We start from the raw sequence: 24,714 nt of genomic DNA on the forward strand, positions 1-24,714 counted from the left end.
GATTACATCTTTTTACTATTGTTTTCTTGATTAACATCAGCCATTAATTGTGATGGATCAATAACTACTGTTTTTACTCTTTTTCCTTTGGTATCAAACTCAAAATCATAAGTAGGAAAAGCCCAATCCCATCCTTTTAACTCGGTTCTGTTAATTTTAGGAAACGGATTTGGTTTTGAATATCTCATTAAGGTATTGGGTATGTAAAAACTCTCAGAAGAATCATCAGCATAAACAACCAACAAATCAATAGGCATAGGCATACGTCCAATACGCTCTAATGAAACTTTTGTTTTTGCACCGTTTACTTTTACATCTTTAATACCATAATCAATCGTATTAACGGTTTGCGTCCAATCAACCAAATACCAATCTAAAACAGCACCCGAAACACGTTCAGCTGTACGTTTAAAATCGTTTGGAGTTGGATGTGAGAAGCGATAATCATAATAAAAACGTTTTAATGTTTTAAAAGTATCTTCCCAACCAATTACATAAGCCAACTGAGAAATAAAAACCGCGCCTTTACTATATGCCGAAATTCCATAATTCATGTTATCATCATATCTATCAGCATGGGTTGATAAAGGTTGTTGTCCGTTTTTCTTTACCATGTAGTAATAGTTGTTGTAGGCACTTTGCATAGCGTTTTCATCTTCTTTGTTTTCTTTATTCATGATATGATTCACTGCAAAATCAGATATAAAAGACGTAAAACCTTCGTCCATCCATTCATGTTTACTTTCATTAGTAGCTAACAAATGCTGAAACCACATGTGTGCAAATTCATGCGCTGTAACACCAATTAAACTTGGTAAAGAACGTTTTCCTGTAATTAAAGTACACATAGCATACTCCATACCGCCATCGCCACCTTGAATAATTGAATATTGCTTATATGGATACTCGCCAATGGTTTTATTAAAATAATCCATTAACTTAACAGTTTCCGGTTGTAATTTTTTCCAATTTTCAATAATTTCTTTATCGTTTTTATAGAAAAAGTGCAACTCAACATTGTTTGGACCCATTACTTTATCGTGAATAAAATTAGGATCGGCACCCCAAGCAAAATCATGTACATTTGGTGCAACAAAATGCCATGTTAGTGTTTTTTGTTTTTTTGGTGTTTCAACTTTTACGCCTTCATCTTCGTAACCATGACCCATTTCATTTTTGTTTTGAAGATATCCTGTTGCACCAACCGTATAGGTTTTATCTAAGGTAAGTTTTACATCAAAATTACCCCAAACACCATGAAATTCACGACCAATATACGGATCAGCATGCCATCCTTCAAAATCAAACTCGGCCATTTTAGGATACCATTGCGTCATTGATAAAGCAACACCTTCTTCGGAATTTCTTCCTGCTCTACGAACCATAACAGGCACTTGTCCATCAAATTTCATAGTAAAGGTTGCTTTTGATTTTGGTAAAATAGGCTTTGCCAACTCAACCTCTAAAACGGTTCCTACTACTTTTGTTTTTACTAAAGCGCCGTCTTGTTTTAAATCGTTTACCTTTAAAAAACCAATTTCGTTAGGTTTTAATTCTGATATTTTGCTTTGCTTTTTCTCGATACCATCTGCTCCTTTAAACGATTTTACCATGCGCTTATCAGGATCGGCAATAGATGTTAAACGCGCATCCATTTCGCTTCCTGGCTGAAAAGCATTAAAATACAAATGGTAAAATACTTTTCTTAAAGTATCATTTGAGTTATTGGTATACACTAACTCTTGTGTTCCTGAATATTGAAATTTTTCAACATCCATCTTTACATCCATTTTATAATCAGCATGTTGTTGCCAATATCCCGGATTTGGGTTTTTGTGCTGAGCAAGGGCAACCGGACCCATTGCTAATAAAGCGAATAACAGTTTTTTCATAAGTTTATATAAGTAAAAAACCATTTAACATCCTTTGCGAAAAAGATGCTAAATGGTTTATATTAAATAAAACAGTTCTTATTTTTTTCCTTTTGCAACTTTGTCTGCTAAAATTAAAGCATTGTACAAGTTAACAAATTTTCCTGATGTAGAAAGCTCTGTAAAATTACGTTTATCTTTTGCATCACCAGAAACAATTACTTGTTTGTTTACAGCAACACCAGAATCTTTCATGATTTGTTTTACTTGCGCAGCACTTAATTTAGGATAGTATGAACGAATCATAGCCGCTACACCTGCTGCGTTTGGAGACGCCATTGATGTACCTTGTAAATACTCATATTTTCCGTGTGGTGTAGTTGCATAAATTTTTACACCTGGTGCAAAAACATCCACATCTTTAGAACCAAAGTTAGAGAAGTTTGCTACCATTTTTTCTCCGTATGATGGATTTAAAGCACCTACAACTAAGAAATTGTCTGCTACTTCTGTATTTGTTCCTTCAATACGATCGTTTGGATAACGTTTTACATCTTCTCCGTTTGCTGGGTTTAAATCCATTGCATCATTACCTGCTGCAACAACAATTAACACATCTTTATCGGCAGCATATTTAATAGCATCTTGAACCCATTTACTGTTTTGCTCAAAATATTTACCAAAACTTCCGTTGATTACTTTTGCACCATTATCTGCTGCATAACGAATAGCCAATGCAACATCTTTATCGTACTCATCACCATCTGGCACTGCACGAACCGACATAATTTCTACGTTGTTTGACGCTACACCATCTCCACCAATATTGTTATGACGTGTTTGCGCAATAATACCTGCAACGTGTGTACCGTGTTTTGCATGATCACGATCGCCCATTACATCGCTGTTTCCGTAGATTTTATCTTTGATATCAAAAATATCATCGTTTGTTTTACGTCCTTTAAAATTGGTATTTAAATTATAATTTAATTGTCCATTAACGTAATCTGCATATTCTTTAAGAAAATCATTTGCTGGTTTACCTCTAGAAATTAACATATAACCAATGTTTTTAGCCTTAGCAACATCAGCAGAAGCGTCTTTTCCAATTTTATCTAAATCTTCTTTATTATAATCAGACTTTTTTAAATATTTTACAATTTTATCATGCGCATCTTGCATCATTGTAAGCTGTTGTTTAGCAGGCTCAAGTTCTTTACGTTTTTCCTCTAACTCTTTAACAGCACGTTTGTATTGCTCAGATCCATCATCGCCACGAGAAACAATACGTGTTAATTCTAATTGCTCTTCATTAGTATCGCCTAAAAAGTTCCAACCATGAATATCATTAGCATATCCATTTTTATCATTGTCTTTATTATTTCCTACTTTTTCTTTAGGATTTACCCACATTTGTGGTTTTAAATCAGCATGATCTACCTCAATACCAGAATCAATTACAGCAACAATTACTTTTTTACCTGGCTTGTTTTGGATGATTTCTTCGTAAGCACGATCAACAGACATACCTGGAACGGTATCTTTTACAATGTCCATGTGGCTCCAACGTTGTAAATCTGCTTCTACTAAAGCTGATTTACGTGTTGGTAAATCTACAGATTCAATTGGTTTTAAAGTACTTAAATCTTGCAAATAAGATGTTTGTGCTGTTTTACAGCTTGTTAAAGCCAATGCTACTAAAGCTGATAAATAAATAGGTTTGTTGATTTTCATATTTGATAAAAACTTATTTTTTAGATTATTATTTACTGTATTGGTATGCTTAAGCATTATTTTGTTACAAATTTAAATTATAAAATTTCGTTAATAGAAAACACCTCTTTTAAACGAACGCCTTTTTCTGTGTTTTGAAGCGTTATTATTGGATTATGAGCATCGTGTTCTAAAAACAAATAATAATTATGATTAACCGCTTGGTTTAAAAATTGCTCTTTCTCTGCAACTGTTAATAATGGGCGTGTATCGTACCCCATTACATACGGTAAAGGAATATGCCCTGCGGTTGGTAATAAATCGGCACAAAAAACAATGGTTTTGTCTTGATATTGTATGTGCGGAATCATTTGTTTTTCAGTATGACCATCTACAAATAAAATACCAAAGTTTAAATCGTCTGACTTTTCTAAAGGATTTTGACCAGAATTAATAAATTTTAACTGTCCGCTTTCTTGTATAGGAAGGATGTTTTCTGAAAGAAATGATGCTTTTTCACGCGGATTTGGTTTTGTTGCCCAATCCCAATGGTTTTCATTACTCCAATACGTAGCATTTTTAAATGTTGGCTCGTATCCTGTTTTTGATGCATTCCAAGAAACAGCGCCGCCACAATGATCAAAATGCAAATGTGTTAAAAAAACATCGGTAATATCATCTTTAGAAAAACCTTTTTGTTTTAATGATGTTTCTAAATCAAAACCACCCCACATATTGTAAAAACCAAAAAACTTTTCGTTTTGTTTGTTTCCCATGCCGGTATCAATCAAAATCAATCGGTTTCCATCTTCAATTAACAAACAACGTGCTGCTAAATCAATTTGATTATTGGCATCGGCAGGATTGGTTTTATGCCACAAAACTTTAGGCACAACGCCAAACATAGCGCCACCATCTAACTTAAAATTGCCCGCTTCAATAGCATGTAATTTCATAAAACATTCTTTAATAAGAACGTAAAAATACTCTTTTTTTTCGATTTTCTCTTTACTTCTACGCTTGTATTTACTTACGCTTTTTAATTTCGCGCAGTAAAACATCCACCACACCTAAAATAATAACCTCATCATTTTCATTGATTTTAACCGAATCTTTATAATCAGGGTTTAAAGCAAACAAAGTAGCTTGCGGTTTGTTGTATCTTTTTAAGGTATAATCGGATGCGTTAATGGAAACCACCACATCATCGTTATTTTGAGGATCGTAATCGGAACGAATAACTAAAACATCGTTTTCTTGATAATACGGATGCATAGACATGCCTTTAACTCGAATAATAAAGGTGCTTTCGGTTTTAGACAGATATCTTTCGTCTAAACTGATTCGATTACTAAGAAAATCTTCGGCAGGCGATGGAAACCCAGCTCGAACTCCGCCATTAAAAACCACGTATTTTTTTTCGCCATCTTGATGAATAGGCAAATGTTCTAACTGAGAACCAAATTGCGGTGCTTTTTTAAAATGTATCATTTTACTTCTAAAATCTCGTTCCATTTGGTTGTATAATTGGGACTCAATAAATTTTGACGCATTTTCCAGGTTCGTTCCAAATCTTGCGAGGCTAGTTTTATTTTTTTATCGCCAAATTTAAAATTTAGTTGATCCATCACTCGCATAATATCGCGATGTTTAAAGGGTTCTTCATTAAATAAATTAAACTGTTTTTCGTTCTCAGGATAAATGCCCGATACAATAACTCCTGCTTTTTTATAAGCAAAACCTTCTTTAAAAATTAACTGTAAGCCTTTTTGAGCATGTTTTACAATTTCGATACTTGAATTAGTTGCAAAAGGAATGGTTACATTAATAGAATTATAATACTGCTCTTGATTTTCTTGAAAACGATTGGTATACACAAAAACGGTAACCACATTACAAACCGATTGTTGGTTGCGTAATTTTTCTGCACAAGTTGCTGCAAAGGTTGCAATACGCTCTGCTAAATAACTTTTTTCTTTATAAGTAGTATCAAAAGAGCGGGTAGTTGCAATACTTTTTTTAGAACTTACCTCATCTAACTCAATTGCCGATACACCTTCTAGTTCTTTTTTTAAACGCACACCTACAACACCAAACTCTTTTCTTACAAAATCGGTTGATAATTGAGTAAAATCATATGCTTTAAAAACATTTTTGGCTTTTAAACGCTTTGTCATTCTTCTGCCAATACCCCAAACATCTTCAATTGGCAACCATTTTAATGCTTTTATACGCCTATCTTCGGTATCAATACTATAAACCCCGTTCAGTTGCTTAAATTTCTTTGCAATTCTATTAGCTGCTTTTGCCAAAGTTTTGGTTGCACCAATGCCAATACATGTAGGAATTAACGTGCTTTTTAAAACATCTTCTCTAATTTTTAAGCAATAATTAGTTAAGTTATATTGCTGATATCCTGTAAACCGAAGAAAACTTTCATCAATAGAATAAAACTCAATATCGTTTGTATATTTTTTTAAAATGGTATTAACACGATTGCTTAAATCGCCATAAAGAGCATAGTTTGATGAAAAAACCTGTATGTTTTTTTCTTTAAAAACGGCATCAAATTCAAAAGCAGGCGCCCCCATAGGAATGCCTAATTTTTTTGCTTCGTTTGATCGCGAAATAACACAACCATCATTATTGCTAAGAACAACAATGGGAGTTGTGCGTATTTTTGGGTTAAAAACCCGCTCGCAGCTGGCATAAAAATTATTACAATCTATTAATGCATACATGATACAAAGGTAATTTTTAAAATTGTCTTTTTTGTTTAAACGACATTATAGCGAAAAACAAAAAGAAATGGTATTTTTGCCTTTCTTTACAAATCAATAATGAACCAAACGTATCCTAAAACTGAGAAATTAAAAAAGAAAAAGTATATTGATTTGCTTTTTTCGGAAGGGCGTTCGGTTAGTAAATATCCGTTGCGATTGGTTTTTGTACCCGTTAAAGATTTAGAAATACCTTTACAAATGGGTGTTTCAGTATCAAAACGTTATTTTAAAAAAGCGGTTGATCGTAATTACTTTAAACGCGTTTTGCGTGAATGTTATCGTTTAAACAAAGAACTACTTTTAAACAATTTAAACGAACCTTATGTAATGATGTTTTTTTACCAAACAAAAGACCGTTTAACGTATCAGGAAATTGAGCAAAAAACAATACAACTTTTCGAAAAATTTACTCAAAGTTTACAACAACATTCATAATTTAAAATTACATTAGTACTACCCAAAATTAAATATGCAAATAGTTTTACTTTTTTTGTAATTTCATTCATATTTATTTTATACATTTGGCCACTTTTTTTAAGGAATTCTCAACCAAATACCCGTTTTGGGTTTTTCGTGATGCAGTTTTCTGAACAAAAAAGCTATTTTTATAACAAATTTCTATTTAAGTGGAAACAAAACACGGCATTAATAAGGTTACCGCTGGTACTTTATTAATAACTTTAGGCATTATTTACGGTGATATAGGAACATCGCCATTGTACGTAATGAAAGCCATTTTTGGCGATGCACCTATTAATAACAATCTTGTTTTAGGAGCGGTATCGTGTGTCTTATGGACATTAACCATACAAACCAGTATTAAATATGTTTGGCTTACTTTAAAAGCTGATAATAATGGCGAAGGTGGTATTTTCTCTTTATACACCTTAGTAAAGAAATTAAAAAAGAAATGGCTCATTATACCTGCTATTATTGGAGGAAGCGCTATGCTAGCCGATGGTATTATTACACCACCTATTTCTATTTCATCGGCTATTGAGGGTATTAAAATTTATTATCCAGAACTACAAACTATACCTATTGTTATTGGTATTATTTTGATGCTTTTCTTTTTTCAAAGCTACGGTACTAAGGCAATTGGTAAGCTTTTTGGGCCTATCATGTTTCTTTGGTTTTTAATGCTAGCTGTTACAGGTGTTTTACAAATTATGAATTTACCTGAAATACTAAAAGCAGTAAATCCTTACTATGCCTATTTGTTACTAACAGAACATCCCGAAGGCTTTTTTGTATTAGGTTTTGTATTTTTATGTACTACGGGTGCCGAAGCTTTGTATAGCGATTTAGGTCATTGTGGTATTAAAAACATTCGCTTTAGCTGGCTTTTTGTTAAAATCACACTTGCTTTAAACTATTTTGGTCAAGGTGCTTTCTTACTTTCGCATCAAGATATGCATTTAAAAACGTTTGAAAACGGTAAAGAATTTATTCAAAATCCGTTCTTTTTAATGATGCCCGATTGGTTTATTCCAATTGGTATTGTAATAGCTACCATGGCAGCAGTAATTGCAGCGCAGGCTTTAATTACAGGATCTTTTACTATGATTAACGAAGCCATGCGTTTAAATCTTTGGCCACGTGTTTTGGTTAAATATCCATCTGTCATAAAAGGGCAATTATACATTCCATCAACCAATTGGTTAATGTGTCTTGGCTGTATTTTAGTGGTTTTGTATTTTAAAGAATCTAGTAATATGGAAGCAGCATATGGCTTAGCCATTGTTATGTGTATGATTTCTACCACTATTTTACTAACCTATTTTATGATCTTGAAACGTTTAAATAAATTTCTAATCATAGGATTCGTATTGATTTACAGTTTCATTGAAGTATCGTTCTTTATTGCCAATGTTCAAAAGTTTCATCACGGTGGTTATATTTCCTTGTTAGTTGCTGGTTTGTTAGCAGCAGTAATGGTTATTTGGTCATTAGGAAAACGCATTCGTAAAAATTATACCGAATTTATTAAGTTGAAAGATTATGTTTCGGTTATCGAAGATTTAAGTAATGATGATAGCATACCGCAATATGCCAACAACTTAATTTATCTTACAAATGCCCAAAATAAAAACGAAATTGAATCTAAGGTAATCTATTCTATTCTTTATAAGCGTCCAAAACGTGCCGATATTTATTGGATGTTACATGTAAATGTATTGGATACGCCTTATGGAATGGAATATCAGGTTAAAAAGTTTTCAGACAAAGTAATTCGTGTCGATTTTTATTTAGGATTCCGTATTGCGCCAAAAATCAGTCCTTTATTTAAAAAAGTACTTGCTGATTTAAGTACATGTGGTGAATTTAACAAGTTAAGTACCTATCATTCTTTAAGAAAAAATCAAATTATGGCCGATTACAAATACGTAATCATAGAAAAAGTAGTTTCTTATGACAATGAATTGCCTTGGTTTGAGAAGTTTATTTTAGATTGTTATGCCTTTATTCGCAAACACAGTTTATCAGAAGAAAAAGCTTTTGGTTTAGATAACAGTTCAGTAAAAATTGAGTACTATCCATTAATTTTGGATAAAAACGTACACGATTTTGAGCTTAAACGCCGAGAAGATATACATGAATAAAAGAAGGAGCTTAATGCTCCTTTTTTCTAACCATTTCAACATGAGGAATATTATCTTCTAAATAAACCGATGAAACTGTTTCAAAGCCATGTTTTCCATAAAAATTTTGAAGATGTTCTTGAGCAGAAAGAGTAATAACTGTGCTTGTATACAAATTTTCAATGCTTTTTATAGCTTCACTAATTAGTAAATGTCCTAAATGTGAACCTCTGTATTTTGGATTAACAATTACCCTACCAATACTAGCACTATCGTATTTAATTCCATCAGTAAAAATTCTACAATAAGCAGCAAGATCATCATTTTCATTGTAAATTAAGACATGATGTGCTTTATCATCATAGCCATCGGTATCTAAATAGGCACAATTTTGCTCTACTACAAACACAACATTGCGTAGGGTTAATACATTATATAACTCGGTAGTAGTAAAATCGGTAAATGATTTAGTTTGGACTTTCATTAAAATTTAGGGTATTAATTATGGCTTCAATTTCTAATAATTGATCGCGTTTGTTTTTAAAAGGATTGTTTACAAAGCCTTCAATAAACAAATATCTATTGTAATAATCATCTCGAATTGCGTAACAAACAAACGGACCTTTTAAATAATCGTTTACTGTTTCCCAAGCACCAATTATTTGATAAGCAGGTAAATTTTGAATGGTTTTCTTTTTGATGATAGGTGTAAATTGCGGACTTACAATAAAATAAGCAGAATCTTTTGCTGTTTTTAAGAACGATTTTCCAATGACGTTTTTAGCTTCAATCAATCTGTTTTCTAAAGTAAATTCATTTGTTTCAATTTCATTTATCGGAAATTCATACAACACCAAATTTACATTTCCAGACGATAAATCTTTTTGATACCACAAAAAAGGACTTTCATTTTCCATTTGTAAATGATAACTATCGGGTATTTTTAAAGTACACCCAAAAAGCTCTTTTAGCTCTTTGTAATTCAATTTAGAGCTACGTACTACCTTGTGCATTTCTTCATTCATTTCAGATGATTTAAAAACCGAAATAATAGAATCTGCATTACTATTGAATAATTTTATAAGATCTTCATTGGTTTTTGCTCGTATAAAAAAGAAATTTTGAGGGGTAGCATTAAGGCTTTTTTCTAGTATAAACTCATGCGCAGTTTGTGTTGAGAAAAGAACTATGTTTCGAGCCGTTTTGGCTTTTTTAGTAAAAATTTTAGGATCTAGTTGAACCAAATCAAAAATAGGTTCCTGATCTGTAATGCCTACTATAGGTTTAGCTAATTTGGCACGAATACTATCGCCAATTGTGCCAATCCATAAACTATCTTCAATAACCAACACAACCTCGTTTCTACTTCCAAACGAAGAATTTAAGTTATTTATAGGTGTTTTTTCCTTTTTTGTGCAACTAAGCATAAAAAAAAGACCTACAAATACATATAAAAGAGATGGTTTCATTTTTTTGAATTAAATCAATTCATGTGTAAAATTACTATAATTTATGCAACTTTTGATTTTTAGATAAAACAATGAAGTGTTTCTTGAGAAAAATACTTCTATTACCTCATTTTTAAAATACTAATAACCATTAGATAACTTTAATGCGTTGTATTCTAATTACCTTAGTATTGCTAATTTAGGTAGTTAAAGTTATTTATTAACAAAACGAAAGGAGTGTTCTTATCTGTTAAGCGAGTTGTGAAACTCGCTTTTTTAAATTTATTGAAAGCAGTTTGTGTCTTTTCCAAATATTTCTTACGTAAGTCCTCAAATTCTATATTAGAAATAGTATTTTTACTTTTCTTAAATTTTATAATATGGTAACAAAAATATTTTCTTTTGTTTTTATGATAACTTCAATGATTTCTTTTGGACAATCATTTGAAAGAAAATGGGGTACAATGATTCCAGTTTATGATCAACCACAGCAAGCATTTTCTGGAATAAGAAAAATATTAAACACGCCTTTTGTAGCAGAAGTTAATCCAAAAACAGGAAATTTATTTCTAATTAATGAGTATTACGATGAGATTTTAGAGTTTAATCAAAAAAATGCCAATTCAAAATTATTTTATAAAATTCCTAAAGATGGTGGGCCATCATACATCCAACAAATAAAATTTGATTCTGAGAACAACATTGTTATCTCTGGTAAGACTTTTAATGGTGACTTGGCTACTAAAAATGCTTTTAGTGAAGAAATGATTTCTACTATAGATGGTGGATATTCTTTCTTGGCAAAGATTAGTAAAAAGGGAGTTTTATTATGGTTTACTTATTTCTATGAAATACCTGAAGGAACAATGGCATTAACTATTGATAAGAATGATGATATTTATGTTTTAAATAAAAGATTTAGAGGAGATATTTTAGATGAAAATTCTTTTCAAAAAAAGGGAGATATTCATTCTAAATACGATTTTCAAGATGCTATTACCAAATTTAATGGAAAAGGAGAACGTATTTGGAGTACTTTTTATGCAAAAGATAATTCTAAAATCAATGCAATAATGGCATCTGATAATGGATTATTTATTTATGGAGAACATTTAATGGATAAATTTATTGGTAGTTCTTTTGGAACTAAGGATAGTTATCAGGAAAGTTTACAAGAGAAATCTGATAAAACTTCTGGAGTATTTTTATCAAAATTTGATTTTAGTGGAAATAGAGTATGGAGTACTTATTTTGGAAACGAAAATTCTTACATTCCTATCATTACAAACAATATTGCTAAAAATCCGTATAATATAACTGTAATTGGTGATGATGCTTACATTGTTACGTCTCATAAAAAAAAGCTTGGCTCTAAAGTAAATCAAAATTTTGCTTCAGAGAATTCATTTTTAGGCACCCCTCCCTTTGCAAACGAAAATTATACACTTAGCAAGTTTTTTGGAAATGGAAAGAAAGACTGGACTACTTATTTATATACTCCCGGCGCTTTAGTTAAATCCTTTGATAATAAAGAATTGTTTATTAGTGCCCCTATTGATGAAACTTCTTCTTCATTAAAGTATTTGAGTACTAAGAACGGATTTCAAACTAAAAACATGGGAATGCAAGATGTGTATACTTATGCTATTAGCATAGATGGAAAGGAATTAAAACATGGTACTTTTTATGGATTTAAAGGAAATGATATTGGTTTTAGTTTACCATCTAAAAAAGGATTTTATACAATAGGATTCTCAAATTATTATACTGAGGAGACTTCTTTATTTGCAACAAAGAAAGCACCATTGACAAAGTTTAAACTTTATGATACGAATGTTTATGTTGGAAACTATATTGGATATTTTCAACATGATTAATGAAAGTGAATATATAAAACAAAAAAATCTCGACAATGTCGAGATTTTTTTATTTTATAATTATTACTATTCTAAAATAGCAGCTATACCAGGTAAAGTTTGCCCTTCTAACATTTCTAACATGGCACCACCGCCTGTAGAAACGTAGCTTACTTTATTTTCTAATCCAAATTGTTTAACAGCAGCTACAGAATCACCACCACCAACTAAAGAAAAAGTTCCAACAGTAGTAGCATCAGCAATAAAATTACCTAAAGTAATAGTTCCTGCAGCAAATTTTTCCATTTCAAAAACACCTAATGGTCCGTTCCATAAAATAATACGCGAATTCATAATTACTTTATTAAATTGCTCTAATGTTTTAGGACCAACATCTAAACCTTGCCAACCATCTAGAATTTCGTTAGCAGCTACAATTTGAGTGTTTGCATCGTTAGAGAATGCATCAGCAGCTACTACATCAACCGGAATATGAATTTGTACGTTTTTAGCTTTTGCTTTTTCTAAAATTTCTAATGCTAATGCTAATTTATCGTCTTCAACTAAAGAACTACCAATTTTACCACCTAAAGCTTTAATAAACGTAAACATCATACCACCACCAATAATCATATGATCTACTTTATCTAAAATGTTTTCGATAATAGTGATTTTTGACGATACTTTAGATCCTCCTAAAACAGCTGTTACAGGCTTTTCGGTAGAATTTAAAACTTTATCAATACTTTCAATTTCTTTAGCTAATAAAAGTCCAAAACATTTATTGTTAGTGAAGAATTTAGCCACAATAGTTGTAGATGCGTGTGCACGGTGTGCAGTACCAAAAGCATCGTTAACGTAAATATCACCTAATTTTGCTAATTGTTCTGCAAAAGCTTCATCGCCTTTTTCTTCTTCTTTATAAAAACGTAAGTTTTCTAATAAAATTACGTCTCCTGCTTGTGCAGCAGCAACTACTTTTTCAACTTCTGTACCAACAGAATCGTTTACAAAAGTTACTTTTTTACCTAAAACTTCTTCTACCTTAGAAACAATATGTTTTAAAGAAAATTGATCTTCAGGCCCGTTTTTAGGTCGACCTAAATGCGACATTAAGATGGCAATACCACCTTCGTTAATGATTTTATCAATAGTAGGTTTAGCAGCTACAATACGGTTGTCATCGGTAACCTGGAATTGATCGTTTAAAGGCACATTAAAATCAACACGAATAATGGCTTTTTTGTTGTTGAAATTGAAATCGTTTATTGTTTTCATTGAGGTGTTTATGTAGTTAAAACTCTTAGGACGCAAATATACAATTTATTGTTTTTGCTTTTAAAAATGAACGCTGAACATTTCATAGGCAAATTTAAAAATTGCTAGTAACATAATAAATAAGAAAATGTAACGCACCCATTGTTGTCCTTTTAAAATGGCTAATTTTGCCCCACAATATCCACCCAAACCATTACAAACAGCCATTGGCAAGGCTATTTTCCAAATGATTTGTCCTTTAATTAAAAAAAGACAAATACTGCCAAAATTAGTCGCTAAATTGATCATTTTAGCATAAGCCGATGCTTTAAAAAAATCAAAACCAACCAAAAAGATAAAGCCCATAATAAAAAAGGTGCCTGTTGCAGGACCAATGAAACCATCATAAAAACCAACAATTAGAGCAATAAGTACACCATAAAACCATTGTTTTTTAGGAGTTACAGCAGCAACACTGTTTTTTACAAAATCTTTTTTAAAGTAGGTAAAAATCCACAAGGCTATTAAAATAAGTAGCAACAAAGGTTTCATAAAATGATTATTAACAATTGTTAGTACAAATGAGCCTAAAAAAGCACTAGCAAATGATATTGCAGCTAAAACAATAAAAAAAAAACCTTGTATTTTGGTCTTTTTTAAATATTGAATAACCGCTAAGGAAGTACCAGAGAAAGCAGGTACTTTTAATGTGCCAATGACAGTTGAGACTGGTAACTGAGGCAATAAAGCCAAGCCCATAGGTGTTTGAATTAAACCGCCACCACCTGCAATAGCATCTACAAAGCCTGCACAGAAAGCAGCAATGCACAAATACAATAAAATGTCAAGTTCCATTTTTGAAAAAAAGAACAAAGGTATAGGTTCTTTAAACTTTAACCCAAATTTGATTAAATAAAGTGGAACTTCAGAATAAACTACCATTAAAAAGCATAAATTTGTTTTTATGAAGTTTTCAGATATTGTTGGTCAAAACCATCTTAAAAATCATTTAATAAACAGTGTACAAGTAGGGCGTATTCCACATGCGCAATTGTTTATTGGTCCAGAAGGCAGCGGTACGTTAGCAATGGCTTTGGCTTATGCGCAGTATCTTATTTGTAATAATAAAGGAAATGATAACGAAGGAGGTTTGGCGGCTTGCAATTTAAAATTCGATCATTTGCAGCATCCCGATTTGCATTTTGTATATCCAGTAGCTACAAATGATTCTGTAAAATCAAACCCTGTTAGTGACGACTTTTTAGCCACTTGGATTGATTTTTTGAAAGAAAATAAATACCCATCTATTAACGATTGGTATGAAGCAATTGATGTTCAAAAAAAGCAAGGAAATATTTCAGTTCATGAAGCAGCCAACATTCTTAGAAAATTATCTTTAAAATCTTTTGAAGGTGGTTACAAAGTGATGATTGTTTGGATGGCTGAAAAAATGAACACAGAGGCATCAAACAAACTTTTAAAACTTTTAGAAGAGCCTACTGAAAAAACGGTTTTTATTTTGATTGCCGAAGACGAAAAAGCAATTCTTCAGACCATTTTATCGCGTTGCCAAGTATTGCATTTTAATGCGTTAAATGAACAGGAAATTATACAAAGTTTAATTGAAATGGAAGCTTGTGATGAGGTAGATGCTCATAGTATTGCCAAGCAGGCTCAAGGAAATTACAATAAAGCGTTGAAGTTGCGATATAATGTAGAGGATGAATATCCGTTTGATGAATGGTTTGTAACTTGGGTACGAGCTGCTTTTAAAGCTAACAAAAATGCAAAAGTAGTAAGCGATTTAGTTAAATGGAGCGACGAAATTGCTGCTATTGGTAGAGAAAAGCAAAAGCTGTTTTTAAATCATTGTATGGAATTGTTTAGACAAGCGCTTCTTTTAAATTACAGTACACCTGAATTGGTTTATATGCAACCAAAAGTAGAAAGCTTTAAGTTAGAGAATTTTGCACCCTTTGTAAATGAAAACAATATTTTAGAAATTTTCCAGGAAATTGAAGATGCTATTTATCATATTGAACGAAACGGAAATGCTAAAATTATTCTTACCGATTTATCTATTAAACTAACCCGATTAATTCATAAAAAATAAAAAAGCGAAGTTTACACTTCGCTTTTCAATCCAAAACAATTATTTTCTTTTTCTAAATTCCCTAATATTTTACAATTTTTAGTATATATTTTTGCCCAAAACTTATTTACCAATTTGTAAATAACTAATATTAAAAATTGTAGTTAGAAATTTAATACCAATTATTATTAATAACATATTGTTTTTAATAACACTGTAAAAGTAGTTATGCTTTTTAAAAGTAGTTGTAGTACTTATTATAGACTTTTTGTAGAACTTTTTCTACAAAGCAACATTTCTTTGAAAAATAGCGTTTAATTATCTTTATAAAGATTGAAAAGTTGAATGAGTTCTGGTAAAGTATTTACTTGTAATTTTTCGAAAATTCTATTTTTATACGTACTAACTGTTGATTTTTGTAGGTCTAACGTTGAGCAAATTTCGGTATTACCATAACCGTTTACAATTAATTGCGCGATTTCGAATTCACGATTTGATAAGTTTTGAAGTGGGTTATTCGATTTTTTAAGTATAACACTATCCATTATCTTGTCTTGAACATTTTTGCTAAGATATTTTCCAGTATTTACAACACTAATTATGGCATTTGTAATATCTTCTTCGCTTGATAATTTGCTTAAATATCCGTTAGCCCCAGTGTTTATATAGCGTATGGCATAGATATCTTCGTCTAATCCAGAAAAAATTAATATTTTAATTGTAGGTTGTAATGCCTTTATCGTAGGAATTATTGCTAAAGAATTGCCTTCAGGAAAAGAAACATCCATAATTAGTAAATCAACTTCTAATGATTTTATTTTCTTTAAAACATCTTCAAGTTTATTAACTTCAGTTACTTCGGCTTCATTGTAGGTGTTTTTTACAATAAACGAAACGGCTTTTGTAATTACTCTATGATCATCAGCAACTATTACGTTTAATTTGTTTTTCATAAGGCTTTTAGTGTGTTTTTATTTATTGTTTTTCTGGGTAGTTTAATGCTAAATTAAAACGTACTACTGTTTCAACATTTTGTTCACTGTTTATACTTAAATTTCCATTAAACAAATGCACAATGTCTTTGCATAAACTTAGCCCTAAACCAATACCCAAATCTTTTACTTTTTTGGCTGATTCTCCTTGATAATTATTCTTTAAAATATGACGCAAATCTTCTTTACTTATTCCTTTACCATTATCTTTAATTACAACATTTAATTTTAAAAAACCTTCGTTTGTAGCTTCTGAATTAATTGTAATTGAAATGTTTCCGTTTTGGGTAAATTTATTAGCATTACCAACTAAATTATAAAATAATTGATGAATTTTTACCAAGTCAGAAGATACCCAAACATCATCTTTTACATCGTTATTTATAGTTAAAGTATTTTCATTTGTTTCAACAAAACGATCTAATATTGTAAGTATTTGATTTAATTCGGTTTTTAAATTAAAAGATGTGGCATTTAGTTGTAGTTTTTTATCTTCATTTTTAGAAAAATCCAATATTTGATTTGCTAATAAAGATAGTGACTTTGTTGTAAATTCAATTGAATTTAAAGATTCTTTAGCATCTTTATCGGTGATTTTTGAGCTTAAAGATTTACTGTAAATGGATATAATATTTAACGGCGAACGTATTTCGTGGCTAATCATTCTTACAATACGATCTTTAAAGCGCAAGTTTTGTTGTATTTTCTTTTTTGCCGAAACCAGCTCTTTTTCATAAGCAAATGTTATGCGGGTAACAAAAATCAATAATACCGAAACTATAATCAGCAATACTATAATGCCAATTACAGCATAATATCTTATTTGTTTGTTTTCTTGATATTGTTCTTGAAAATCACGTCTTACATCTTTGGTAAACGAAATTAAAACATCGCGGTACTTTTTAAAAAGTTGGTTACTGTATGCTAATAACTCTTTGTTAGAATCATAAAATTGACTTTCTTGTGATGCGGCGTTTATTTGTTGATTTTTGTGATTTTTCTTATATTTTTCGAACTCGTTTTGATAATAATCATTTGCACTTTTTATTATATATTGCAACTGTTCTTCAATATCTCCAGTAAAAACTTTATCGCCTTTTCTTAATGTTACTTTTACATTTGATGTTTCTTTTTGCACATCTACTTTACCCGAAATAGCATCTCCTAACCGCGAAAATAAACCTTTACGCTTTATACTGTCTACCGAAACATTAGTTTCAACGCTAACACTATCAATTAGCTGATCAAATTTAAAGGTGTTTACTTTAAACGTATTCTCTTTTGAAATTGGTAAAACTAAAGGCTTAATTGTTTGTAATGAGTCAATTTTTTTGTTAATATTTTTTATAGAGGAAATATCGCTATTTACCTGTTTTAAATACAGTGTAAATAAATCACTTTGCTCTGCGGTATTAACTAGCTTTTTAAGATTATCACTTAAACTTAATAAAGCGGTGTTATACTTTTCTATATACTCTGGATCTTTAGTTTGTATATAGTTTTGTAAATGTTGTTGTGCAGTAATATAATCGTTTTCTGTAAGGGTGCTAAAATGATTGGCTTTTTCAGAAATATATAATTCGCTTTCAAGCTTTTCTAATTTAGGCTCATTGTACATTTCATTGTAAAGCAAAACAAGTAATGCCGTTAGCAAAACAAAAATACTTACAATTAATGCGTAATGAATAAATTTTCTATAATTAAAATATGAAGATTGATTCATTTTTTAAAAAATTAGTTGAATTGTGTTGGATGTTCTAAATTGTTGGTTTTTAATTATTTGCAGATAGGTAAATCGTGTCAAAAGTTTTGACTTAATTTAAAAGAATGCGTTCATCTGTAAAATGATAATTACTAGAAACATCATGAAAAGCAATTAATTTATCAGAAAGAAGTTTGAAAGTATAAACATCAGCTTGGTTTTCACCTTCTCGTTGCTCATAGAACAAATTTCCTTCTACAAACCATAAACCTTTCTCAGAGCTTTTTTCTATGCTTCCATCTGAAAAAATGGTGGTAAATTCAACAAAAAATGCTCCTTCTTTTGTTCTTGTTACTACCCAATGATTCGTTTCACTACTATCTAAACTACCATGATCAGTACCTTTCCAAGTACCTATAAAACGAGCATCTATCATTTCAATAATTTAAACTTCGTCAAGAACTTCGTCTGTTAATCGGTAAGGAGCTTCTTCATCAAACTCGCCTTCCCACTTAGCAACAACTACAGTTGCTAAACAGTTTCCTATAACATTAACAGAAGTACGTGCCATGTCCATTAATTCATCAATACCCAAAATAGCAGCAATAATAAACACAGGTAATCCAAACTGTTCAGCAGTAGCAATTAGTACAATTAAAGATGCCCTAGGAACGGCTGCTACACCTTTAGAGGTAATCATTAAGGTAAAGGCAATTCCTAATTGTTGACCAATATCTAAATGAATTCCAGCTGCTTGAGCTACAAATATTGAGGCTAATGATAAGTATAAAGAAGTACCATCTAAATTAAAACTGTACCCTGTTGGTATTACAAAAGATACAATTTTTCTTGGTACACCAAATTTTTCCATAGCACTCATAGCTTTTGGTAAAGCAGCATCAGAGCTAGTTGTAGCAAATGCAATTGAAACAGGTTCTTTAACTGCTTCAATGAACTTTTTAATTGGTATTTTTAGGAAAATCATGATAGGAACAAAAACCAATAATAAGAATAAAATTAAGGCTAAGTATAACGATCCTAATAACATGAAAAGATTTTTAAGGATATCAACACCTAAATGACCAACCGTATATGCCATTGCTGCCCCCACACCAATTGGTGCAAAATACATAATAACGTTGGTAAATTTAAACATGGTTTCTGATAAACTTTCAGTAAAATCAACCAAAGGTTTGCGTTTTTTTTCTTCAACCATTGCCAAACCTATTCCAAATAATACCGAAAAAACAACCACTTGCAACACTTGGTTTTCGTACATTGCTTTTATAGCATTCTCAGGAAATAAATCGTAAATAAAATGGGTAAACTTATAAATTCCATGAACATGTTCTGGTAATGTTTCTAATGCAGCATCGGGTGCTTTAGTTGCTGGCAATTCTTCATGTGGCATACTTTGTATATCAACACCTACACCAGCTTTTGTTATATTAATTACTGCTAAACCAATAAATATGGCGCATGAAGTAGCGCAGAAAAAATACAACATTGATTTCCAAGCCATACGCCCCACTTGTTTTAAATCAGAATGACCTGCAATACCATATACAAGTGTTGCAAAAATAATAGGTGCTACAATTGTTTTAACCAGTTTAATAAATCCTTTACTTAAAGGTTGTAAAGCCATTGCAGCATTAGGAAAATCAATACCTATAAAAACACCTAATATCATACATGTAATAATCCAAGTAGTTAGGTTTTTTCTAGCAAAAGCATTAAAAATTAATGTTGCTGCAACTACCCAACGAACAATCATCATATTTGCAGCACTTACATTTACAATATTAAATTCATATAAAAAAGTGATTACAATTGCTATTGAAAGTACATTTAAGGTAAAAATTCCTGATTTAGATTTAAACATGTAATAGATGTATATAATTGAAAAGCAAATATAATTAGATTTTGTAAAGCAAAGAAATTGCGAGATATTAAATTTAACCGCTTATTAACATGTTTCTATTAAAAAAAATATTTAACTTTATGGTTAATTAATAACTTTATTAAAAATTTAAATAAAATTTGTTATGGGAAAAACAGGAAGTACATTAGTAGCTATTTTAGCAGGTGCAGCAGTAGGTGCAGTAGCAGGAGTATTATTAGCACCTGAGCAAGGAGAACAAACTAGAAAAAAAATCTCTAAAGGATTTAAATCTGGTGCAGATGATTTAAACTGCAAAATGGATGATTTAAAAAAACAAGTTAAAAGCTTAATTTCAACTAAAAAAGCTGATTTTGATTCATCATTCAATTCATTACTATCTAAAGCTGATGATAAAAAAGAAGATGTTATTGCAAGTTTAGAGCGTAAATTAGCAGAATTAAAAGGTGAAGCTGCTAATGCTGTTGATAAAGCTAAAGATTTTACTAACAAAGCAGCAGATAATATTAAGTCTGAACTAAAATAAGAATATGGCTTTGAATGAAGAAGTAAAAAATAATATTCAAAGCATGAAGTCTGAAGCCAAAGCTTTTTTAGATACTAATATTGATTACTATTCATTATTAGGATTTAAAGTAGCTTCTAAGGCTACAGGCTTCTTGTTAAAAGTTTTTGCAATTAGTTTATTTGCAGCTCTAGCATTGGTTTTTATATCTTTTGCTGGTGCATTTGCTATTGGTAAAGCTTTAGATAGTAACACATTAGGTTTTTTAATTGTAGGTAGTTTTTATATTATTTTGGCAATTGTAATGTACTCTTTGCGTAAAGTAATTATTGATATACCTATTCTTAAGAAGTTTTCAGATATCTTTTTTAATTAGTATTTTATGAAGAAGTATTACACCTCATACGAAGAAGTTGATAAAGAATTGGAAATTCTTAAGCTAGAGCGCGAAATTAATATCAGAAAAATTGGTAATAATGCAGAAGATATTGTGGCTCTTTTTTCGCCCAATACTCTTTTAAAACAAGGATTATCATCAATTGGTAGTAGTGTAAAGCAATCTAAAGGAATAAAAACCTTAGTATTAACTACCGTTTTTAAATTTTTATTCAACAAGTTCTTTAAAAAATAAACCACCTTTTTGTAAAGGTGGTTTTTTTATTATTCTTCTGACATTCCTGTTGATGTTGCATCTGTTTGTGGCGGAATATTTCTTTTAGGTTGTTGATATCCTCTATCTTTAGATTTTGTGTTTTTCATAGCTTCACCTACCTGATTACTTGCAGTAAAAGAAGCTACCATATTGTTTAACATATCGCTTCCTGCTTGAGGAGAATTTGGTAACAAAATTAAGTTTGAATTATTTTCAGCACCTATTGATTGTAAAGTATCATAATGTTGAGTAACTACAATTAACGCCGATGCTTCTTGTGAGTTGATACCTACTGTGTTTAAAACATCAACCGATTCAACCAAACCACGTGCAATTTCTCTACGTTGGTCTGCAATACCTTGTCCTTGTAAACGTTTTGACTCTGCCTCTGCTTTTGCTTTTGCAACAATTCTAATACGTTCTGCTTCTCCTTCATACTCAGCAGCTGTTTTTTCACGATCTGCAGCATTAATTCGGTTCATTGCATGTTTTACTTGTACATCAGGATCAATATCGGTAATAAGCGTATTAATAATGTCATATCCATAAGTGGTCATCGCCTCATTTAACTCACGCTTAACAGCTATTGCAATATCATCTTTACGTTCAAAAACATCATCTAATTTTAATTTAGGAACTTCAGCTCTAACCACATCAAAAACATAAGATGTAATTTGATCATGAGGATATTCTAATTTATAGTAAGCCTCGTAAACTTTTTCTTGAATAACCTTAAATTGAACCGAAACTTTCATTTTAACAAAAACGTTGTCCTTTGTTTTGGTCTCAATAATAACATCTAATTGTTGAATTCTTAGGTTTAATTTTCCAGCAACTCTGTCAACTATAGGAATTTTAATGTGTAAACCCGAATTTCTAATAGAGTGGTATTTACCAAAACGTTCAATAATAACGGCTGATTGCTGTTTTACAGTGAATAAAGACAAGCCTATTAAAAAAATAAGCGGAATAATGATGTAAATAATTGGATGCATAAAGTAATTTTTTTTTGTGAATATATAAAAAAAGCCTCTTTTTTCAAAGAGACTTTCGTTGCTATTTTTTTGTTAACTGTAATTCTACTTTTGAACCAGCTAATAATTTTAAGTAATCTTTATATTGTGGATATAAAGCACCTATTAAAGCTTCGTATTGAGAAATATCACTTTCAATAACCATTGTAGTAGCTGTTTCAGATTTAACTACTCCAGAAATAGTGTATTCCATAACTTTTAAAGTTACATTATTTCCATTTCTAATAAAAGCTTGATCGTATGTTGTTACTTTACAATCAGCTCCTTCATATCTAAAAAACTTAGCTGTATTGTTTGATTTTAATTGTAAGTAATCTTTAGTACAACCTTCTGTATGAGGGTAAGGCATTGAAGTAGGTAACCCTGGTATTGGTATAATTGTATTTAATTTAACCGTTGCTGGTTCCCATTCTGCCGTTACTTTTACTTCTTCTCCACCATTTCCAGGGTTTTCAACAATTGGTTTGTCTGTTACTGGTGTATTGTCATCACTTCCGCAAGATGTTACTATAAATGCACTGCAAACTAAAGCTACTAATACTAATTTTTTCATAATAGAAAACATTTTATGATTGAACGGGTGAAGATATAAAAAATAAGTCAATAAAAAAATCCCATTTTTAGGGAATGGGATTTAGAAAAATTTAGAAAAAAATTGTTGTTGTTGATATGAAAAAAATTATCATAATCGTGACTTTGCATTTGGGCATTTGCTAATCACATTTCAAATTTAGAAAATTTAATTTAACTACAAAACAATAATTTGTTAAAGTTGAAAATTTAACAAATAACTTTACTGAAAATGATTTATTGCTGCTTGTAAACGATTTACAGTTTCGTTTTTACCCAAAACCGCAATTATTTCAAACAAATCAGGACCTTTCATTTCGCCTACTAAAGCTATACGTAAAGGTTGCATAATTTTACCCATACCTAATTCTTTTTCAAGAATCCAGTTTTTAACAATTGTTTCTATGTTTTTTGCTTCAAAAGAATCAATTGCTGAAACTACTTCAATTACTTGCGTCATTAAATTATTGGTATCTTCTTTCCAATTTTTAGCAGCTTTTTCATCATATGCTTTTGGAGCAATAAAAAAGAAATCGGCTAAAGAATACAAATCGGTCGTTAAGTTAGCTCGTTCTTTAATCAAGCCAATCACTTTTTCAACAACATCATTATTAGCTTCAATACCATTCTGCTTTAAAGCAGCTTGTAAATAAGGAGCTAATTCTGTATTTGTTTTATGTACAATAACTTGGTGGTTAAACCATTTGTTTTTTTCAGGATCAAACTTAGCACCTGATTTACTAACTCTATCTAAATCGAATGATTGAATAAGTTCTTCTAAAGTGTAAATTTCTTTATCGGTACCATCGTTCCAACCTAATAATGCTAAAAAGTTAACCACTGCCTCTGGAAAATAGCCTTTTTCACGATATCCCGTTGATGTTTCTCCTGTTTCTGATTTCCAATCTAACGGAAAAACAGGGAATCCTAATTTATCGCCATCGCGTTTTGATAATTTACCATTACCAATTGGTTTTAAAATTAAAGGTAAGTGTGCAAATTCTGGAGCTTTCCATCCAAATGAACGATACAATAAATAGTGCAATGGTAATGATGGCAACCATTCTTCGCCACGAATAACGTGCGATGTTTCTTGTAAATGATCATCTACAATGTTAGCTAAATGGTATGTTGGCATACCATCCGATTTAAAAAGCACTTTATCATCTAACAAAGAGGTATCAAAAGTAACTTCGCCACGAATAATATCTTGCAAAACCAATTTTTCATCAACAGGCATTTTAAAACGAATTACGTAAGGATCTTCATTAAACAAACGCGCTTGAAGCTCTTCGTGCGTCATGTTTAACGATGTTTTTAATTCGTTACGTACCGAATGATTGTAAATAAAGGTGTTACCAGCGGCTTCGGTTTCTTTACGCAAAGCATCTAAATCTTCTGCGGTATCAAAAGCATAATAAGCAAAACCGTTGTGTACTAAATCTAAAGCGTATTGTTTGTACAAGTGTTTGCGATCGCTTTGGCGGTAAGGTCCCATTTTTTCATTCTTTCCAATGGTTTCATCAGGTTCAATACCCAACCATTTTAAGGCTTCAAAAATATATTCTTCTGCACCAGGCACAAATCTATTTTGATCGGTATCTTCAATTCTAATATAAAAAATACCGTTGTTTTTTTTGGCAAATAAATAATTGAACAAAGCCGTTCTAACACCGCCAATATGTAGCGGACCTGTTGGACTTGGAGCGAAACGTACGCGTACTTGTTGTGTCATTTTTTCTTTTTTTGTTTCAAAG

Annotated in this window: 23 protein-coding genes; 7 read left to right on the plus strand and 16 right to left on the minus strand. The window is 31.0% G+C overall.

All coding sequences use genetic code 11. The features are described 5' to 3' along the window. Positions 1 to 2: 2 nt before the first annotated feature. The 5 genes from H1R17_RS04055 to H1R17_RS04075 all read right to left on the minus strand — a co-directional run bounded on the left by H1R17_RS04055 (position 3) and on the right by H1R17_RS04075 (position 6,325). Entirely contained in the window at positions 3 to 1,892 is a 1,890-nt protein-coding gene (locus tag H1R17_RS04055) for a M1 family metallopeptidase (protein WP_163431467.1), read from the minus strand. A 78-nt stretch (positions 1,893 to 1,970) separates the two neighbouring features. Further along, the gene (locus tag H1R17_RS04060) at positions 1,971 to 3,605 is read right to left on the minus strand and encodes a S8 family serine peptidase (RefSeq protein WP_163431468.1); all 1,635 of its coding nucleotides are present in this window, start codon (positions 3,603 to 3,605) and stop codon (positions 1,971 to 1,973) included. Between the two features lie 77 nt (positions 3,606 to 3,682). Further along, positions 3,683 to 4,540: an MBL fold metallo-hydrolase gene (locus H1R17_RS04065; protein WP_163431469.1), complete on the minus strand. Its 858-nt coding sequence runs from the start codon at positions 4,538 to 4,540 to the stop codon at positions 3,683 to 3,685. 70 nt (positions 4,541 to 4,610) lie between these two features. Continuing rightward, complete coding sequence (locus tag H1R17_RS04070) at positions 4,611 to 5,099, minus strand: LexA family transcriptional regulator (protein ID WP_255481746.1); 489 nt, start codon at positions 5,097 to 5,099, stop codon at positions 4,611 to 4,613. Beyond that, complete coding sequence (locus H1R17_RS04075; RefSeq protein ID WP_163431471.1) at positions 5,072 to 6,325, minus strand: Y-family DNA polymerase; 1,254 nt, start codon at positions 6,323 to 6,325, stop codon at positions 5,072 to 5,074. Before H1R17_RS04075 ends, H1R17_RS04070 begins: the two co-directional genes overlap by 28 nt. 99 nt (positions 6,326 to 6,424) lie before the next feature. Here H1R17_RS04075 and rnpA point away from each other — a divergent pair, with 99 nt between their 5' ends. Both rnpA and H1R17_RS04085 read left to right on the plus strand, forming a co-directional pair. After that, positions 6,425 to 6,802 carry a ribonuclease P protein component gene (gene rnpA, locus H1R17_RS04080; RefSeq protein ID WP_163431472.1) on the plus strand — a complete coding sequence of 126 codons (378 nt, stop codon included), beginning with the start codon at positions 6,425 to 6,427 and terminating at the stop codon, positions 6,800 to 6,802. A gap of 191 nt (positions 6,803 to 6,993) precedes the next feature. Then, complete coding sequence (locus H1R17_RS04085) at positions 6,994 to 8,970, plus strand: KUP/HAK/KT family potassium transporter (RefSeq protein ID WP_163431473.1); 1,977 nt, start codon at positions 6,994 to 6,996, stop codon at positions 8,968 to 8,970. Positions 8,971 to 8,980: 10 nt separating this feature from the next. Here the strand turns inward: H1R17_RS04085 and H1R17_RS04090 are convergent, their stop codons facing one another. Further along, positions 8,981 to 9,433: a GNAT family N-acetyltransferase gene (locus H1R17_RS04090; RefSeq protein WP_163431474.1), complete on the minus strand. Its 453-nt coding sequence runs from the start codon at positions 9,431 to 9,433 to the stop codon at positions 8,981 to 8,983. Beyond that, positions 9,417 to 10,418 (minus strand): DUF4837 family protein, encoded by a 1,002-nt coding sequence (locus H1R17_RS04095; protein WP_163431475.1) that lies wholly within the window; start codon positions 10,416 to 10,418, stop codon positions 9,417 to 9,419. The genes H1R17_RS04090 and H1R17_RS04095 overlap by 17 nt, the downstream gene beginning before the upstream one ends. Positions 10,419 to 10,777: 359 nt before the next feature. Here H1R17_RS04095 and H1R17_RS04100 point away from each other — a divergent pair, with 359 nt between their 5' ends. Beyond that, positions 10,778 to 12,274: a hypothetical protein gene (locus H1R17_RS04100; protein ID WP_163431476.1), complete on the plus strand. Its 1,497-nt coding sequence runs from the start codon at positions 10,778 to 10,780 to the stop codon at positions 12,272 to 12,274. Between the two features lie 66 nt (positions 12,275 to 12,340). Here H1R17_RS04100 and pgk read toward each other — a convergent pair whose 3' ends face one another. Beyond that, positions 12,341 to 13,531 carry a phosphoglycerate kinase gene (gene pgk / locus H1R17_RS04105; protein ID WP_163431477.1) on the minus strand — a complete coding sequence of 397 codons (1,191 nt, stop codon included), beginning with the start codon at positions 13,529 to 13,531 and terminating at the stop codon, positions 12,341 to 12,343. Positions 13,532 to 13,591: 60 nt separating this feature from the next. Then, positions 13,592 to 14,365 carry a TSUP family transporter gene (locus H1R17_RS04110; protein WP_163431478.1) on the minus strand — a complete coding sequence of 258 codons (774 nt, stop codon included), beginning with the start codon at positions 14,363 to 14,365 and terminating at the stop codon, positions 13,592 to 13,594. 109 nt (positions 14,366 to 14,474) lie between these two features. On the opposite strand from H1R17_RS04110, the gene H1R17_RS04115 reads away from it, so the two are divergent. Further along, entirely contained in the window at positions 14,475 to 15,623 is a 1,149-nt protein-coding gene (locus H1R17_RS04115; protein ID WP_163431479.1) for a DNA polymerase III subunit delta', read from the plus strand. 293 nt (positions 15,624 to 15,916) lie between these two features. On the opposite strand, the gene H1R17_RS04120 is transcribed toward H1R17_RS04115, so the two are convergent. From H1R17_RS04120 to H1R17_RS04135, 4 genes are all read right to left on the minus strand, one after another. Then, positions 15,917 to 16,555 carry a response regulator transcription factor gene (locus tag H1R17_RS04120; RefSeq protein WP_163431480.1) on the minus strand — a complete coding sequence of 213 codons (639 nt, stop codon included), beginning with the start codon at positions 16,553 to 16,555 and terminating at the stop codon, positions 15,917 to 15,919. A 22-nt stretch (positions 16,556 to 16,577) separates the two neighbouring features. Further along, positions 16,578 to 18,317: a HAMP domain-containing sensor histidine kinase gene (locus tag H1R17_RS04125; protein ID WP_163431481.1), complete on the minus strand. Its 1,740-nt coding sequence runs from the start codon at positions 18,315 to 18,317 to the stop codon at positions 16,578 to 16,580. A 91-nt stretch (positions 18,318 to 18,408) separates the two neighbouring features. After that, the gene (locus tag H1R17_RS04130; RefSeq protein ID WP_163431482.1) at positions 18,409 to 18,732 is read right to left on the minus strand and encodes a hypothetical protein; all 324 of its coding nucleotides are present in this window, start codon (positions 18,730 to 18,732) and stop codon (positions 18,409 to 18,411) included. Positions 18,733 to 18,741: 9 nt separating this feature from the next. Beyond that, positions 18,742 to 20,178: a dicarboxylate/amino acid:cation symporter gene (locus H1R17_RS04135; RefSeq protein WP_163431483.1), complete on the minus strand. Its 1,437-nt coding sequence runs from the start codon at positions 20,176 to 20,178 to the stop codon at positions 18,742 to 18,744. Positions 20,179 to 20,341: 163 nt separating this feature from the next. On the opposite strand from H1R17_RS04135, the gene H1R17_RS04140 reads away from it, so the two are divergent. Genes H1R17_RS04140 through H1R17_RS04150 form a run of 3 tightly spaced genes read left to right on the plus strand, consistent with a single transcriptional unit; the run spans position 20,342 to position 21,332 of the window. After that, positions 20,342 to 20,722 carry a YtxH domain-containing protein gene (locus H1R17_RS04140; RefSeq protein ID WP_163431484.1) on the plus strand — a complete coding sequence of 127 codons (381 nt, stop codon included), beginning with the start codon at positions 20,342 to 20,344 and terminating at the stop codon, positions 20,720 to 20,722. Positions 20,723 to 20,726: 4 nt separating this feature from the next. Further along, positions 20,727 to 21,077, plus strand: a complete 351-nt coding sequence (locus H1R17_RS04145; RefSeq protein ID WP_163431485.1) for a competence protein — start codon at positions 20,727 to 20,729, stop codon at positions 21,075 to 21,077. A 6-nt stretch (positions 21,078 to 21,083) separates the two neighbouring features. Next, complete coding sequence (locus H1R17_RS04150) at positions 21,084 to 21,332, plus strand: DUF6327 family protein (protein ID WP_163431486.1); 249 nt, start codon at positions 21,084 to 21,086, stop codon at positions 21,330 to 21,332. A gap of 29 nt (positions 21,333 to 21,361) precedes the next feature. On the opposite strand, the gene H1R17_RS04155 is transcribed toward H1R17_RS04150, so the two are convergent. The 3 genes from H1R17_RS04155 to gltX all read right to left on the minus strand — a co-directional run bounded on the left by H1R17_RS04155 (position 21,362) and on the right by gltX (position 24,692). After that, positions 21,362 to 22,348, minus strand: coding sequence for an SPFH domain-containing protein (locus H1R17_RS04155; protein ID WP_163431487.1), 987 nt, complete (start codon positions 22,346 to 22,348; stop codon positions 21,362 to 21,364). Between the two features lie 61 nt (positions 22,349 to 22,409). After that, positions 22,410 to 22,940, minus strand: a complete 531-nt coding sequence (locus H1R17_RS04160; RefSeq protein WP_163431488.1) for a hypothetical protein — start codon at positions 22,938 to 22,940, stop codon at positions 22,410 to 22,412. A 240-nt stretch (positions 22,941 to 23,180) separates the two neighbouring features. Then, complete coding sequence (gltX, locus tag H1R17_RS04165) at positions 23,181 to 24,692, minus strand: glutamate--tRNA ligase (protein WP_163431489.1); 1,512 nt, start codon at positions 24,690 to 24,692, stop codon at positions 23,181 to 23,183. Positions 24,693 to 24,714: the final 22 nt, after the last annotated feature.

This window comes from Flavobacterium sp. xlx-214, assembly GCF_013874595.1.
Taxonomy (GTDB): Bacteria; Bacteroidota; Bacteroidia; order Flavobacteriales; family Flavobacteriaceae; genus Flavobacterium.